Origin of the sequence: Kitasatospora sp. NPDC005748, from assembly GCF_040630735.1 — a bacterium.
Taxonomy (GTDB): domain Bacteria; phylum Actinomycetota; class Actinomycetes; order Streptomycetales; family Streptomycetaceae; genus Kitasatospora.
This window is the reverse complement of the sequence record NZ_JBEXYD010000072.1, coordinates 1-14,503: the sequence shown is the minus strand read 5'-3', so window position 1 is coordinate 14,503 and position 14,503 is coordinate 1. Positions and strand designations below refer to the sequence as shown.

Genomic DNA, 14,503 nt, shown 5'->3' with positions numbered 1-14,503 from the left:
GCTCCGACCGACCCGACCGGCCCCACCGACCCGACGGACCCGACCCACCCGACCGACCCCGGGACCGGCACCCCCGGCACGGTGGACCAGCAGATCAGCACCTCGGTCGACGCCGGCGTGCTCTCGATGGCCGCCGCGACCGACGCCGTCCGCCTCCCGGCGGTGGCCTTCGGCTCGGGCGCGCCCTCGACCGGCTCCCTGAACACCGTGACCGTGAAGGACTTCCGCGGCGGCACCGCCGGCTGGTCGCTCACCGGCAAGGTCACCGACTTCACCGGGCCGCGCGGCAGGATCGACGCCGAACGGCTGAGCTGGACCCCCAGCTGCGCCACCAAGGCCGACAGCCCGAGCTCCTGCCAGGCGGGCAGCCCCGGGACCATCGGCAAGGCCGGCGCCACCCTGGCGTCCGTCACCGACGCCGCGCTGACCGGTGGCGAGTTCACCGCAGGGGCCGCCGTGTCCCTGGACATCGCGAAGTTCACCCCCGTCGGCAACTACTCCGGAACGCTCACCCTCACCCTCCTGTGACCGTGCTCGCGGGCCGGGCGCCTGAGGCGTCCGGCCCGCGGCACCCCGAAAGCTGGTCCGCCATGCGCAGAGCACCCGTCGTCACCGTTCTCCTCCTCGGCCTGCTGGCCCTCCTCCCCACCCAGGCCCACGCCGCCGACAACGGCGAATGGTCGGTCAAGCCGGCGGACTCGGTGATCACACCGCGCGCGGCGTTCCAGCTCTCGGCGCAGCCCGGCGCGACCTTCACCGACCGCGCCGTCGTCACCAACACCACCGACGGACCGCTGACCCTGCACCTCTACGTCGCCGACGCCTACAACACCGAGCGCGACGGCGGTCTGGCGGTGCGCGGCCGCGAGGAGGCCCAGCACGACGTCGGGGCCTGGGGGAAGCCGGAGCGGGACGTCGTCACCGTCCCGGCCCGCTCCGCCCTGCCGGTCGGCCTCACCCTGACCGTGCCCGCCGACGCCTCGCCCGGGGACCACGTGGGCGCCCTGGTCGCCGTCGACGATCGCGTGCCGACCGCGGCCGGCTCCTTCATCGGCATCCAGCGCGGCGTCGGCGCCCGGATCTACCTGCGCGTCGACGGCGCGGAGCGGCCGGCGCTCGCCGTCGAGAACGTCCGGTTCGCCGCGCACAACCCGCAGGTGCCCTGGACCGGCCGCACCGACTCGACCGTCTCCTACACCCTGCACAACACCGGGAACGTGAAGCTCGACCCCCGCGCCGAACTGCACGTCGGCGGGGTGTTCGCGGGCGGTCCCGCCAGCCGGCAACTGGCCAACGTGCCGGCCGAGTTGCTTCCGGGGCAGCAGGTCGAGGTCACCGAGGCCTGGTCCGGCGCCCCCACCGGCTGGGGCGACGTCACCGTCACCGCCACCGCGAACGGCGTCACCGCCACCGGCTCCGACGACTTCACCCAGGTGCCGTGGCTGCTCGCCGGCGCCCTGTTCCTCCTCGCCGCCGCCGGCACCGCCGTGGCGGTCACCCGGCGCCGCCGCCGGCGGCCGGCCGCCCGGCACCGCGGGCGGCCGGAGGCGGGCGTCAGCGACTGAGCCGGTCGATCTCGGCGAGCTCCTCGGCGGTCAACGGACCGCCGTCGAGCGCGTCGAGGTTCTGGTCGAGCTGGGCGGTGCTGGACGCGCCGATGATCACCGAGACCACCCGCTCGTCCCGCAGCACCCAGGACAGCGCCAGCTGGGCCAGGGTCTGGCCGCGCCGCTCGGCGATCTTGTTCAGTGAGCGCAGCTGCTCCAGCTTCTCCCCGGTCAGCGCCTCCGCGCGGAGGAAGCGGCCGACCGACATCCGCGAGCCGGCCGGCACCTCGCCGGACAGGTAGCGGTCCGTCAGCAGGCCCTGCGCCAGCGGGGAGAACGCGATCAGACTGGTCCGCGTCTCGCCGACCGCGTCCAGCAGGCCGTCCTCGGCGGCGGCGCGGTCCAGGATCGAGTACCTGACCTGGTTCATCAGCATCGGAGTGCCCAGGTCGCGCAGGATCTCCACGGCCTCACGGTGCTGCGCGGCCGGGTAGTTGGAGACCGCCGCGTACAGGGCCCGGCCGGAGCGCACCGCCCGGTCGAGCGCCCCCATCGTCTCCTCCAGCGGCGTCGCGGGGTCGTAGCGGTGCGAGTAGAAGACGTCGACGTAGTCCAGACCCATCCGCTCCAGCGACTGGTCCAGGCTCGCCAGCAGGTACTTGCGCGACCCGCCGACGCCGTACGGGCCCGGCCACATGTCGTAGCCCGCCTTCGACGCGATGAACAGCTCGTCCCGGTACGGCTTGAAGTCCTGGGCGAAGAGAAGGCCGAAGTTGCGTTCCGCGCTGCCGTACGGCGGGCCGTAGTTGTTCGCCAGGTCGAAGTGCGTGACACCGCGGTCGAAGGCCCGGCGCAGCACCGCGCGCTGCACCTCCAGCGGCTGGGTGTCACCGAAGTTGTGCCACAGGCCGAGCGAGACGGCGGGGAGCAGCACACCGCTGCGGCCGGCCCGCCGGTAGGACATGGACGTGTAGCGGTGCTCCGCGGGGTGATGGGTCATATCGGCATCCTTTCAGGCGGATGCTGGTGGAGGAAACCAACACCCCTGCCTGAAAAGGACGTTGTCGAAAGGGATGGAGGCAGGGCCTCCCGGCGAGATCGTGGCGGAGCAGCAGCTCACCATGGTCTCCCGCCTCCTCGCCGGACGAATCTCGCCACCACGAAATATCGCGCACGAAGGACTCGCGGCACCGGGTGACCGGGTGGTCGCCCCCGGCACAGACGCCGCGACGCGGGCGTCCCCCTCTCGCCGGTCGTGCCACGGCCGGGAGCGGTCGCGTCGGGAGGGTTCAGCGCAGCCGGCGGGCGCGGAGCACCAGGTCGTCGGTGTGGTGGGCGCCGGCGCCGCCCTCCGGCGCCACGCGCGGCCGCTGCTCGTCCACCTCGACCCGCCAGTCCTCGTCGAGGAGCGCGGTGACCATCGCGGGCCAGACGTAGTCGGCGGGGTCGAACTCGCCCCCGTGCGCCTCCTGGGTGTCCATGCCCGCGTGGTGCACGAGCAGGAGCACGCCGCCGGGTGCGACGGCCGCGAGCAGCGCCCGCTCGGCCGCGGCGCCGGGGGTGCGCAGCAGGGCCGGGTACTGCGCGGAGACCAGGTCGAAGGAGGCCGGCGGGAGCGCCGCCCCGACCAGTTCCGCGTGCACCCAGCGAACGGTGACGCCGGCGTCCCGGGCGTGCCCGGCCGCCCGCTCCAGCGCCACGCCGGAGACCTCCAGCGCGGTCACGTCCCACCCTCCGCGCGCCAGCCAGACGGCGTCCGCGCCCTCGCCGCAGCCGACGTCCAGCACCCGCCCGGGGGCGAGCCCTTCGACCTCGGCCACGAGCGCGCCGTTGGGGCGGCCGCTCCACAGTTGCTGCCGGTCGGCGTACCGGCCGTCCCACTCGGCCCGCACGGCGGGGTCCCCGAGGTACTCGCCCGCGGGCGAGGTTGCTGCGATGTCGTCGGTCATGCCCCCACGCTCGCCCGCCGCCCACCGGGTGGGCCAGTTCTGTTGCCGATCCGGCAAACCGCGCGGGAGGCCCTCGCGTGGGGGCGCCGTCCCGGTCCTCTCCGGCTGCGGGGCCCGCTGCTACGATCCGCGCAGTTCAGACGCTGTATCAGACAGAGGTGGGGCCGGAAATGCAGGGCGAGAGGGACGAGCAGGACGCGAAGCCGGTGAACCGGCGGAGGCTCGTCGGCGTAATAGCCGCCGGGGTGTGTCTCCTGGGCCTGGCCGGTGCCGGGGGCCTGGCGTTGCGCGGGTCGCACGATCCGGTCCCGGCCGGGTCCCCGGTGGGTTCCGGCGCCTCGGACACCTCGCCGAGCCCGACCGCTTCGGCGAGCCCCACGCCCTCGGAGCCCGCCCCGCCGACGGAGGTCGTCCTCGCCGCCACGAGCACGCCGCCGCCGGTCGGGACCCCCGCGCCCACCGAGCCCCCGGCAGCCCCGGCGCCGGCCCGGTCCACGGTCGCCGCACCGCCGCGCCCCTCGAAGACCGCGGCCGCCCCGAAGCCGGCGCCGACCCGCGTGCCCGCCCCGTCGCCGACCCTGGACCAGGAGAACCCGCCCGCCGCGTGGAGCCCCGGCCCGCGACCCACCCCGACCCTCCCGAAGCCCCCGACCAGTTGCCCGCCCCTCCAACTCCCCAGCTGGGACGGCTGCCACCCGATCGGCCCGGTGATCACCCTCCCCCCGATGACCATCCCCCCGCAGCCGAACTTCACCCCCTCCACGGTGGCCCGCTGAGCGTGCTCTCGCGTGATCTCGGGCCCATCGCCGCTTCAGGCCGTTGTGCCGGAGCTGATCGCCGGCGGCCACCGGCCAGGATCGGAACCGGGGCGCAGGTGCCGGAGAGTCGATGGGAGCCGGTACGGGTGCTGCTGACGCTTTCCGGCCCGCGACTTCGACGGGGGCTCTAACCTGGCGCGGTGACGAGTCGAAACCGAATCTCCCCTACCGGCGCGGCCGCCCTGGTGGCCGCCGGCCTCGTTCTCCTCAGCGCGTGTGGCGGCGGGGGCGGCAGTGGTGAAAGCAAGGCGAAGCAAGTCGGTTGGTACCGCACGGTCGGCGACCTCTGCGCCGTAGTGGGCGATCCCGGCCTGCCGGGGCAGCTGAGGAGCTCCATACCGGTGACGAGCGACGGGATCGCGAGCGACCCGTCCACGTCGCTCAGCTGCGGCTACGACGGCGGTCCGGCGACCGAGGACTGGCGGGTGAGCGTCGACGCGACGGTCTTCGAGGCGGCCCGCGGCTGCCACTGGCTGGAGGTCGAGGCGGACATCGCGAAGTCCCCGCTCGGCGGACCAAAGCCGACCGAGACCCGGAAGTTCGAGACGACCGGCGGCGGGGGGCTCGGCCAGGAGGGCTACCAGTCGTCGGTCCGGCACCCGCTCACCGACACCATCCCGGGGCCGGTCGACCAACTGAGCTTCAGGTCGGCCTTCTGCGACGGAAATCTACGGTTGACGGTCACCGTCGACTACGGCGCGGGCTCGGAGATGTCCGCGGACTACCCGAGCGCGCTCGACAAGGCGGAGGAGGCGTCGCGGAAGAAGGCCGCCGAACTGCTCAAGCGGGCGCGGGAGGCGCTGTACGAGCGTGCGATGAGCCCGCAGCCGACCGCCACGTGACAGGCGGGCGCCCCGGCCAGAGCGAACCGCCGTACCGCATCCCGGTGAGTGCCCCGGTTCACGCGGTCACGCCGGCGGGCGGGGTGGGGCCCGGTGGGAGGTGGACGGTCATGATCAGGTCGCAGGGGCCGGTGTCCGAGGCGCGGTAGGTGTGGGGGGCGTCGCCGTCGAAGGTGGCGGTCTGGCCGGCCTCGACGGTGTGCTCGGTGCCGTCGACGACCAGGGTCATCCGGCCCGCGGTGACGCTGACGGTCTCCACGACGCCGGCCTGGTGCGGGTGGCTGGGGTAGTCCTCGCCGGGTTCGAGGTGCCAGCGCCAGACCTCGACGGGGGCCGGGCCCGAGGTGGTCAGCATGAGCCGGGCGGAGCCGCCGTGCTCGCCGGTCCACAGCGGGGCGACCGCGTCGGCCGCCACGACGCGGACCCGCCCCTCGGACGGGCCCTGCATGAGGGCGGACACCGAGATCCCGAGGGTGTCGGCCAGCCGCACCAGGGTGGCGAGATTGGGGTTGCCCTGTGCTCGTTCCAGGCCTACCAGGGCGCCCTTGCTGACCTGGGCGCGGCGGCCGAGTTCCTCCAGGGAGAGGCCGGCCCGCTGCCGGGCCGCCCTCACGTTGCGCGCCACCGTTCGCAGAGCCGCCGCTGTCTCGACCACCGGTTACCACTCCTCGTCCCTCGGTCCACTCAAATGTACCCCGCGGTCGTTCCGGTAACCCACCCGGGTCATTCTGTTGTACCGTGAAGTCGTTCCACTGATTAACGAAGTGCACCGAAGGACGTGCTGTGACCGCTCTGCTGCTGGCCCTGTGCAGTTCCCTCGCCTACGGCTGCGCCGACTTCCTGGGCGGTATGGGCGCCCGCAAGGCCCACGTCCTGCGCACCGTGATGATCGCGGCCCCCGCCAGCCTGGCGGTCGAACTCCTGCTGTGGCCCTTCCTCGGCGCCTCGTTCAGCGCCGCCGCCGTCGGCTGGGGCGCCGCCTCCGGCATCGCCTCGGCCGCCGCGTTCGTGCTGCTCTACCGGACCCTGGCGATCGGCCCGATGAGCGTGTTGTCGCCGGTGACCGCGCTGGTGTCCGCCGTGCTGCCGGTCGGGGTCGGCCTGGTGCAGGGGGAGCGGCTCTCCGCGGCCGGGCTGGTCGGCCTGCCGCTCGCGCTGGTCGCGGTCGTTCTGGTGAGCGCCGGGAGCGAGGGCCCGGTCCGGCCCTCGCGCGGCGCCCTGCTGCTCGCGTTCGGCGCGGGCGCGGCCATCGCCCTGCAGCTGATCTGTCTGCACCAGGCGCCCTCCGACAGCGGGCTGGCACCGCTGCTCACCGGCCGGGCCGTCTCCTCGGCCGCCACCCTTACGGCGGCCGGCCTGCTGTACCGGCGGCTGGGCAGCGAACGGCCCGCGTACGGGATGTCGGCGGCCGCGGGGGTGCTGGACTCCCTGGCGAACCTGCTGTTCCTGCTCGCCGCCCGCAGCGGCGACCTCGCCGTCGTCGCCGTCATCACCGCCCTCTACCCGGCCGGCACCGTCCTGCTCGCCCGGGCCGTGCTCGCCGAACGGATCCACCGCCTGCAACTCGTCGGGCTGGCAGCCGCGGCCGTCGCCGTCAGCCTGCTCGCGCTGACCTGACCGACCGCCTCCCGGGGGTGCCGGACGAGCGTGCCGGGGGCGCCGGGCCGCGTGCTACGGTGGCGGCACCGGGAGTAAAAACGCGAGCCACTCGCGCACATACGCGGTCTCCGACGAGCCGCCACTTCTTCACCTCGAAGGAGTGCGCCGTGCCCACCCGCCGTCCCCGTGAAGCCGCCGAGAGCCTCGCTGCCCCCGCCGAACGTCCCCGCTCGCCGCGCTCCCTCCGCGAGGCCTGGACCGCCCTCGCCGGGCTCTCCGCCGTGTTCCTCTTCGAGATGCTCGACAACTCGGTCCTCAACGTCGCCCTGCCCACCATCGGGCGCGAGCTGTCCGCCTCGGCGACGGCCCTGCAGTGGGTCACCAGTGCGTACGCCGTGGTGTTCGGCGGGCTCATGCTCGCCCTCGGGGCGCTGGCCGACCGGGTCGGCCGGCGCAGGGTCATGCTGGTCGGGCTGGTGCTGCTCGGTGCGGCGAGCCTGGCCACCGCGTTCGTCACCACGGTGGAGCAGCTGATCGCCGTCCGCTCGGCGATGGGGATCGCGGCCGCGATGACGACGCCGGGCTCGCTCGCCCTGGCGTTCCGTCTGTTCGACGAGGACGGCCTGCGCGTCCGTGCGACGACACTCATCTCGACGGTGGGGCTGGTCGGACTCGCGATCGGACCCACGGCGGGCGGTCTCGTCCTCGCCGTCGCCCCGTGGCAGACCCTGCTGCTGGTCAACGTGCCGATCGCCGCGCTCGCCTACCTCGGCATCCGGCGCGGCATCCCGGCGGACCGGGCTGACGACCTGCACCGCGACCCGGTCGACGCCGCCGGCGCGCTGCTCGGCACGGCGACGGTCGTGCTGGCGCTGGTCGCACCGACGCTCTTCGTCGAGCTGGGTGCCCGCTCGCCCCTCCCGTGGCTGACCTCGGCGGTGGCGGCCGCGGCGGCGGTCCTCTTCGTGGTCCGCGAGCGGTCGGCCCGCCACCCGCTCCTCGACCTCGAACTGGTCGCCCGCCCGCTGGTGTCGAGCGGCCTGGCCTTCAAGGGCGCGGCCGGACTCGCGACCGCCGGGCTCGGCTACCTGGTGACGCTGCACCTGCAGCTCGACCTGGGCTGGACGCCGGCGCAGGCGGCGCTCGGGATGCTGCCGCAGGTCGTCGTCCTCATCGCCGGCGGTGCCCTCGTCGGCCCGCTGATCAAGCGCGTCGGTCTCGACCGGGCCGCCTGGCTGAGCGCCGGAGCGGTGGTGTGCGGACTGGCCGTCTACGGGCTGCTGGGCCGCTTCGGGTACCCGTGGGTCGCCGTCGCGCTCGCCCTCGCCGCGGCCGGCATGCGCGTGGTCGGTGTCGTCGCCGGCACCAACGTGATGCGCGGCCTCCCCCGGAACCGGACGACCGTCGGTGCGGCGCTGGTGGACAGCGCCGGTGAGGTCGCCGCCGCGGTCGGCGTCGCGGTCGGCGGCACCGTTCTCGCGGCGCTCGTCACCGGTGACCTCGCCGCCCCGGACCGGGACGCCCACCGGACCGCGGGGTTCCTGGACGCGGTCGGCTGCGCCGGTCTCGCGCTGACCGCCGTGGCCGCGCTGCTCGTGGGCTGGGGGATCCGCCGGGCCCGGGTCGCGGACCGGGGCACGGGCACGTCCGCCGCCGAAGCGACGGCCGGGTAGCGGCTGCTCCGAGGGCGCGGACGTGGCCGGGCCGCCGTGCGCGGACAGGTCGACCGGCATGCACGGGACGGCAAACGGGTCGTGGGAGTGACCCGCATGCTGATCGGGACGCCAGGACCGCGGCACCGGTCGGGCGTCGTCGTCCACCCTTCCGCCTCGGGGCCGGCCCCAACCGGCCGGCCCCGCTCCCTCGATGAGGAACCCGTGTTCAAGAGGACCCACCTGGGGCTGCTGTCGCTCGCAGCCGCCACCGCGATTCTGGCACCCCTGGCCGGCACGGCCGCCGCGGGGACCGTCACCGACGCACCCGCGACGGCGGTGAGCCCGGTTCGGCTCGCCGCCGGGAACAGCGCGGCGGCGCTGCAGAACTGGCCGATCATCGACTGGGACATCACCGACATCACCTCCGGCCGGGGCGAACACGCCAATCGCTACTGGAACCTGATCGACGCGATCCACCGGAACAGCTACGGCGACTCGACCGACGCCGACAGCGGTCTCGTCCAGCAGACCACCCGCAACACCAACCGGCTGATCCAGGTGCGGGTGCGGAACGAGGGCAGCGACCTCGTCTCCCTCTACCTCTGGGCCGACAACCTCTACGTCGCGGGCTTCTACTCGCCCGGCGCCAACCAGCACTGGGCCTTCCAGGACGGCCGCCAGCAGCAGTTCCAGCAGGACCTGGGCGTGCAGGTGCGCTTCATGCCGCGCAACGGCAGCTACCTCGCCATCGGCGGCGGGTCCACCCGGGAGAACCTGTACCTCGGGTCCACCAACATCTTCAACGCGATGCGGGACCTGCACGCCGTCTCGCAGTGGGACGAGACGCGCGTCGACCGGGGCATGCTGATGGCCATCACCATCCTCTCGGAAGCCGCTCGCTTCGGGCCGATCTTCAACCGGGTCTACGGGAACATCAACGGGTTCACCAACTACCAGCTGAGCCGGGACTACGCCGACATGGAGAACCAGTGGGGCGCGCTGTCCCGGGCCGCGCACAGTTGGCGCCAGGGCCAGCCGGCCTCGGTGCGGCTGATCGGGAACAACGTCACCAGCTTCGACCGGCTCCGGCAGGTCGTCGGCTTCGTGGAGCTGCACGGCTCGGAGGCACTGCTGTAGGGCCGCCGCGAGCGAGGGTGACAGGGCCCCGCCGGGTCCTGTCACCCGCCGTCAGGACGACGATCCGGTAGCGCTCCGGCCGGAGGCCTTCCCGGTCGCCCCGGTCAGCCACCAGGTGGCGGCCAGGCAGATCGCGGCCAGGACGAACAGGACGACCGGCACCATCCGGACCTCGAAGAGCTCGATGGTCCTGCCCAGCGCCGGTCCGGCCGCCACCCCGCCCACCATGGACGGCGGCGATCACCAGGACGTCGGCGTCGTGGACTGTGCGGGGGAGGGGGAGGCCCGGCAGGGCGGCCGTCACGGGGCGGCCACCCGAGGCGCCGGGCCCGCCGGGGCGTCCGTCGAGGGCGCCGTACAGGGCCAGCGCGGTGCTCGCCCGGATGACCTCGGCCACCCCGGGGAGGCGGCCTAGCCGCGCCATCCCGGTGCGGTCGGCGGTCGCCGGGGCTGAACAGCTTGGCGGATACCCGCCGACCATCGCGGTGTCCGACGTCATCCCCGCGCCCGCGCGTTCCCGTGCCCGCGCGTTCCCGCGCCCCCGCCCGCGGGGACGCGACCGCGTGACCTCGGACGGGAGCGCCCCTGCCCAGGCGCCGGTCCGGGCCCGGCCGCGGCTCGGCCCGGGTGGACAGCGGTGGACAGGAGTGAACAGTCCCCGCCCCCGCCGGCCCTGGAGAGTGGACAACGCTCCGCACGAGTCTGTGCCCATGACCGATGCACACACGCACACCGACCGGGCCGGACCCCGGGCCACCCGGCCGGGGGCCGCCCTCGCGGCGCTCGCGGCGGCCCAGTTCACCGTCATGCTCGCCACCTCGATCGTGAACGTGGCCCTCCCGCAGATCCGCACCGGCGTCGGCCTGTCGGACGGCGGGACCACCTGGGTGGTCAACGCCTACGGCCTGGCCTTCGGGGCGCTGCTCCTGGCCGGCGGCCGGGCGGGCGACCTCCTCGGCCGCCGCCGGGTGCTGATGTCCGGCCTCGGGCTGTTCGTGGCGGCCTCGCTGGCGGCCGGCCTGGCCACCACCCCGGGCGTACTGATCGCCGCCCGCGCGGCGCAGGGCCTCGCCGCCGCCGCGATCGCGCCGGCCGCGCTCGCCCTGGCGATGGGCCAGTTCCCCTCCGGACCCGGGCGCGGCCGGGCGCTGGGCGTGTGGGGCGCGGTCTCCGGCGCGGGGGGAGCGGGCGGCGTCCTGCTGGGCGGTGTCCTCACCCAGGCCTGGGGCTGGCCCTGGATCTTCCACTCGGTCGCGCTCGGCACGGCGCTGGTCCTGGCCGCCGTCGCCGTGCTCGTGCCGTCGGAGGCCGGCGCGCGGACCGGGCGGTTCGACCTGCTGGGCACCGCCACCGTCACCCTCTCGCTGACCTGCCTCGTCTGGGGCCTGACCACCGCACGCGGCGCCGGCTGGACGGACACCCGGGTGCTGGGCGCGCTCGGCGCGGCCGCGGCGCTGTTCGCGGCCTTCGTCGTGGTCGAACGCGGCCGCCCCGACGCGCTGGTGCCGCGCCGACTGCTCACCACCGGCCGGGTCGCCGCGGGCAACCTGCTGATGGCGCTGCTGGGATCGGTGTGGATCGCGCTGTTCTTCTTCCTGCCGCTCTACCAGCAACAGGTGCTCGGATCCGGGCCGCTGGTCACCGGCGCGGGCCAACTCCCGCTCGCGGCAGCCAATATGATCGGTGCGTCGCTGGCGCCCCCGATCGCCCGGCGGCTCGGCGCCACCGCGACCGTCACCGCGGCGCTGCTCACCGAGGCTGCCGGCCTGCTGTGGCTGTCACGGATCAATGCGGACGGAAGCTACCTCGCCGACATCCTCGGCCCGAGCGTCCTGGTCGGCCTCGGTCTGAGCGTCGCCTTCGTCCAGCTCACCGCGCTCGCCGTGGACGGCGTCCCGCCGCAGGACGCGGGCCTGGCCGGCGGCCTGGTCAACACCACCCGACAGGTCGGCGGCGCGATCGGCCTCGCCGCCCTGGCCACCCTGGCCGGTTCGGTCACCGCCGGCGCCGCCGGCCACGCGTCGCACGCGGCAGCCCTCACCAGCGGGTACCGGGCCGCCTTCCTCGTCTCCGCCCTCGTCCTCGCCGTCAGCGCGGCGCTCGCCGGGTACCTGGCCCGCCGCCCGGTCCGCGCCCCGGCGGCCACGGCCGTCCCGTTCCCGCTGACCGGTCGCTGACCACCGCACAGCCCCCGACCACCCGCCACCACCGAGAAGGAACCCCGCCATGAGCACCGAGAAGCCCTACCTGACCGGTCACTTCACCCCCGTCGTCGACGAGGTCACCGCCACCGGCCTGACCGTGGAGGGCCACCTGCCGCCCGAGCTGACCGGCCGGCTGCTCCGCAACGGCCACAACCCCAAGCCCGGCGTCACCCCCACCCACTGGTTCAAGGGCAGCGGCATGGTGCACGGCATCCGGCTGCGGGACGGCCGCGCCGAGTGGTACCGCAACCGCTGGGTGCGGACCCCCGCCCTGGAGGGTGCCCCCTACCTGACGGAGCACGGCCCGGACCTGACCGCCAGCGCCGCCGGCACCCACATCATCGAGCACGCCGGGCGCCTCCTCGCGCTCTGCGAGGCCAACCTGCCCTTCGAACTCACCCCGGAGCTCGACACCGTGGGCGCCTACGACTTCGGCGGCAAGCTGACGTCCGCGATGACCGCGCACCCCAAGGAGGACCCGGTCACCGGGGAACTGCACTTCTTCGGCTCCTCGCCGTTCCCGCCGTTCCTGACGTACCACGTCGCCGACGCCAAGGGCGAGATCGTCCACACCGCCGAGGTCCCGGGCGCGAGTGCCGCCCTCAAGCACGACTTCGCGCTCACCAGCGGCCATGTGGTCTTCGTCGAGGGCAACGTCACCTTCGACCCCGCCGAGCACTCCGGCATCCCCTACAGCTGGAGCGACACCCAGCTCTCCCGCATCGGCATCATGCCGCGCGGCGCCGACGGGGCCCGCCACGTCCGCTGGTTCTCCATCGAGCCGGGCAACATGCTGCACGTCGGCAACGCCTACGAGGACGGCCGGGGCCGCGTCGTCCTGGAGGGTCCCACGGTGGACCGCGAGGGCTTCCGGCTCTCCTGGAACTGGTGGGTGGGCGCGCCCGGGCGCGGCACCGAGCCGGTCGCCCGCTCGCTCACCCGCCGCTGGGTGGTCGACCTGGCCGCCGGTACGGTCGACGAGCAGATCATCGACGACCTCGCGGTGGAGTTCCCGACCCTCAACGAGCGGTACCTCGGCGCCGAGAACCGCTACCAGTACGCCATCTCCTTCCCCGACGAGCAGGGCTTCGGCGGCTACGGCGTCGTCAAGTACGACCGCACCACCGGTGCCCGGCGGATCCACCAGGTCGGCGACGCCCGGCTGCCGAGCGAGGCGGTCTTCGTGCCCGCCGTCGGTGCCACCCGCGAGGACGACGGCTACCTGCTGACGGTCGTGTCCGACCTCAAGCAGGACGCGTCCCAGCTGCTGGTCCTGGACGCCTCCGGCCTGGACCGGATCGCCACCGTCCACCTGCCGCACCGGGTGAGCGCCGGGCTGCACGGCTCGTGGATCCCGGACGCGATCGAGGGGTGACCTCGGCGGCGAGCGCGGCGGCCCGGGCAACGGTCCATCCGTGGCCCGGGCCGCCGGTTTCAAACAGTGTTTGAAACCGGCCTGGGTCGCGCTATTGTCATGATCATTAAATCGCACACGGCTCGGAGGGGGGTGGTGACGATGGACATCGTTCTGTTCAACGTGACCACGGCGGCACTGATGGTGCTGATGTTCAAGGGCGGTCTCGCCCTGGTCGGCCAGAACACGCTGACCGCGCGGCGGATCCCCTGGGCGGCGGTCGCGCTGACCGCGATCGCGCTCGGTGGCGTCGCCCTCCAGCTCTGCTGGTCGGGGGCGATGGGAGCGTTCGACGCCGACCCGGCGAAGTCCGGCTGGTGGCGCGTGGTCACCTCGGTCTTCATGCAGAACGGCGGCATCGGCGGCGCGGCCTGGAACATCGCGACCCTCGCCGTCGTCGCGGCCTTCGCCGACTGGTTCTGGGGCGCGCCGCTGACGCTCGGCCTGTTCGCCGCGGGCATCCTGCTGCCCGAGCAGATCGACAAGCTGTGGGGCCAGACCTCGCACAGCACCGACCCGCGCAACTTCGCCGGCAGCTCGGGCGCCACCTACTTCCTCGGCGCGACGCTGGCCGCGGCCCTGCTGCTGCACGGCGGGGCCGACCAGCGCCTCGGCCGGGCCGGTGGTGAGGGCGACCGGGCCGCGGCCGCCAAGGCCGTCCGCGTCGACCGGCTGCTCGCCTTCGGTGTGCCCGCGCTGGGGCTGGCGATGTGGTTCGCCCAGGAGAACGGCCACGGGCTGGTCTCCGCTTACGGCTTCGTCCTGGGGGCGCTCGCCTGGGCCGCGTTCCGCACGGTGCTCCACCCGGACCGCGACCTGCGGCAGGCGCCGCGCAGCACCGTCGGCGCGCTGACCGGCCTCGTCGGCCGCCGGGCCGGGAAGGCGGGTTAGCGCGCCGACACCGCCCCGCGCGCCGGGCCACCGTGACCACGAGCGAGAGAGCGAGTCGGAAGACCTGCGCCGGGACGTGTCGAAGCTCGTCGACCACCAGGTGGCCAGGATTTCGAAGCGACCGACCGCGACGTGACCCGGACGACCGGCCTGACCAACCCGCCCGGCGTCACCAGGTCCTACTCCACCACCGCCTGGAACGTCTTCGGCCGGATCGTCGAGGTGGTCACCGGCGGAACGTGGGACGAGGCGCTCAGGGAGCTGCTCCGCGCCCCGCTCTTCGGCGTCCGCGCCACCGCCCAGTCGGGGCGGGACGCGTAGCACCTCCCCGCAGACGTGCAGTCCGGGACCCGGGCCGTACCCGCCGATCGGCGGGTGAGGCCCGCGGTGCTTTGTGGGTAGGGCTGCGTGGCCCTACGATCCCGCCCCCCCGTCCACGGCGGCCAC

Annotated in this window: 14 protein-coding genes and 1 pseudogene; 11 read left to right on the top strand and 4 right to left on the bottom strand. The window is 74.3% G+C overall.

Features of this window, described 5'->3' with window-relative positions; translation table 11 throughout:
- Positions 1-15 precede the first annotated feature (15 nt).
- Together ABZ495_RS32280 and ABZ495_RS32275 are read left to right on the top strand one after the other, a co-directional pair.
- Positions 16-528 (top strand): annotated as a pseudogene (locus ABZ495_RS32280) (WxL domain-containing protein); the annotation flags it as partial.
- A gap of 62 nt (positions 529-590) precedes the next feature.
- Positions 591-1,565 carry a DUF916 domain-containing protein gene (locus ABZ495_RS32275; RefSeq protein ID WP_359839403.1) on the top strand — a complete coding sequence of 325 codons (975 nt, stop codon included), beginning with the start codon at positions 591-593 and terminating at the stop codon, positions 1,563-1,565.
- On the opposite strand, the gene ABZ495_RS32270 is transcribed toward ABZ495_RS32275, so the two are convergent.
- On the bottom strand, positions 1,555-2,547 hold the full coding sequence (locus tag ABZ495_RS32270; RefSeq protein WP_359809166.1) for an aldo/keto reductase: 993 nt from the start codon (positions 2,545-2,547) through the stop codon (positions 1,555-1,557). The two genes, ABZ495_RS32275 and ABZ495_RS32270, sit on opposite strands and share 11 nt — an antisense overlap.
- Before the next feature lie 289 nt (positions 2,548-2,836).
- Positions 2,837-3,496, bottom strand: a complete 660-nt coding sequence (locus ABZ495_RS32265; protein ID WP_359839401.1) for a class I SAM-dependent methyltransferase — start codon at positions 3,494-3,496, stop codon at positions 2,837-2,839.
- A 557-nt stretch (positions 3,497-4,053) separates the two neighbouring features.
- Here ABZ495_RS32265 and ABZ495_RS32260 point away from each other — a divergent pair.
- Together ABZ495_RS32260 and ABZ495_RS32255 are read left to right on the top strand one after the other, a co-directional pair.
- Positions 4,054-4,272, top strand: coding sequence for a hypothetical protein (locus ABZ495_RS32260; RefSeq protein WP_359809163.1), 219 nt, complete (start codon positions 4,054-4,056; stop codon positions 4,270-4,272).
- Positions 4,273-4,655: 383 nt separating this feature from the next.
- A complete protein-coding gene (locus ABZ495_RS32255; RefSeq protein ID WP_359839399.1) occupies positions 4,656-5,156 on the top strand; it encodes a hypothetical protein in 501 nt (166 codons plus the stop codon).
- Between the two features lie 58 nt (positions 5,157-5,214).
- Here the strand turns inward: ABZ495_RS32255 and ABZ495_RS32250 are convergent, their stop codons facing one another.
- Positions 5,215-5,811, bottom strand: coding sequence for an XRE family transcriptional regulator (locus ABZ495_RS32250; protein WP_359809160.1), 597 nt, complete (start codon positions 5,809-5,811; stop codon positions 5,215-5,217).
- A 128-nt stretch (positions 5,812-5,939) separates the two neighbouring features.
- Between ABZ495_RS32250 and ABZ495_RS32245 the strand changes: the two genes are divergently transcribed.
- The 3 genes from ABZ495_RS32245 to ABZ495_RS32235 all read left to right on the top strand — a co-directional run bounded on the left by ABZ495_RS32245 (position 5,940) and on the right by ABZ495_RS32235 (position 9,547).
- The gene (locus ABZ495_RS32245; RefSeq protein ID WP_359809158.1) at positions 5,940-6,773 is read left to right on the top strand and encodes an EamA family transporter; all 834 of its coding nucleotides are present in this window, start codon (positions 5,940-5,942) and stop codon (positions 6,771-6,773) included.
- 149 nt (positions 6,774-6,922) lie between these two features.
- Positions 6,923-8,428 carry an MFS transporter gene (locus ABZ495_RS32240; protein ID WP_359809156.1) on the top strand — a complete coding sequence of 502 codons (1,506 nt, stop codon included), beginning with the start codon at positions 6,923-6,925 and terminating at the stop codon, positions 8,426-8,428.
- 204 nt (positions 8,429-8,632) lie between these two features.
- Positions 8,633-9,547 (top strand): ribosome-inactivating family protein, encoded by a 915-nt coding sequence (locus ABZ495_RS32235; RefSeq protein ID WP_359839397.1) that lies wholly within the window; start codon positions 8,633-8,635, stop codon positions 9,545-9,547.
- Positions 9,548-9,598: 51 nt separating this feature from the next.
- Here the strand turns inward: ABZ495_RS32235 and ABZ495_RS32230 are convergent, their stop codons facing one another.
- Positions 9,599-9,763 (bottom strand): hypothetical protein, encoded by a 165-nt coding sequence (locus ABZ495_RS32230; RefSeq protein ID WP_359809152.1) that lies wholly within the window; start codon positions 9,761-9,763, stop codon positions 9,599-9,601.
- A gap of 494 nt (positions 9,764-10,257) precedes the next feature.
- On the opposite strand from ABZ495_RS32230, the gene ABZ495_RS32225 reads away from it, so the two are divergent.
- The 4 genes from ABZ495_RS32225 (at position 10,258) to ABZ495_RS32210 (ending at position 14,377) form a co-directional block, all read left to right on the top strand.
- Positions 10,258-11,724 carry an MFS transporter gene (locus tag ABZ495_RS32225; RefSeq protein ID WP_359839396.1) on the top strand — a complete coding sequence of 489 codons (1,467 nt, stop codon included), beginning with the start codon at positions 10,258-10,260 and terminating at the stop codon, positions 11,722-11,724.
- Positions 11,725-11,773: 49 nt separating this feature from the next.
- On the top strand, positions 11,774-13,126 hold the full coding sequence (locus ABZ495_RS32220) for a carotenoid oxygenase family protein (protein ID WP_359809148.1): 1,353 nt from the start codon (positions 11,774-11,776) through the stop codon (positions 13,124-13,126).
- A gap of 141 nt (positions 13,127-13,267) precedes the next feature.
- Complete coding sequence (locus ABZ495_RS32215) at positions 13,268-14,056, top strand: hypothetical protein (protein ID WP_359839394.1); 789 nt, start codon at positions 13,268-13,270, stop codon at positions 14,054-14,056.
- 132 nt (positions 14,057-14,188) lie between these two features.
- Positions 14,189-14,377 carry a serine hydrolase gene (locus ABZ495_RS32210; RefSeq protein ID WP_359839392.1) on the top strand — a complete coding sequence of 63 codons (189 nt, stop codon included), beginning with the start codon at positions 14,189-14,191 and terminating at the stop codon, positions 14,375-14,377.
- Positions 14,378-14,503 lie beyond the last annotated feature (126 nt).

What these genes read in the sequence shown, in the direction of transcription:
- ABZ495_RS32225 (WP_359839396.1), top strand. Translation starts at nt 10,258, where the DNA reads ATGACCGATGCACACACGCACACCGACCGGGCCGGACCCCGGGCCACC.
- ABZ495_RS32265 (WP_359839401.1), bottom strand. Translation starts at nt 3,496, where the DNA reads ATGACCGACGACATCGCAGCAACCTCGCCCGCGGGCGAGTACCTCGGG.
- ABZ495_RS32220 (WP_359809148.1), top strand. Translation starts at nt 11,774, where the DNA reads ATGAGCACCGAGAAGCCCTACCTGACCGGTCACTTCACCCCCGTCGTC.
- ABZ495_RS32270 (WP_359809166.1), bottom strand. Translation starts at nt 2,547, where the DNA reads ATGACCCATCACCCCGCGGAGCACCGCTACACGTCCATGTCCTACCGG.
- ABZ495_RS32215 (WP_359839394.1), top strand. Translation starts at nt 13,268, where the DNA reads ATGGACATCGTTCTGTTCAACGTGACCACGGCGGCACTGATGGTGCTG.
- ABZ495_RS32275 (WP_359839403.1), top strand. Translation starts at nt 591, where the DNA reads ATGCGCAGAGCACCCGTCGTCACCGTTCTCCTCCTCGGCCTGCTGGCC.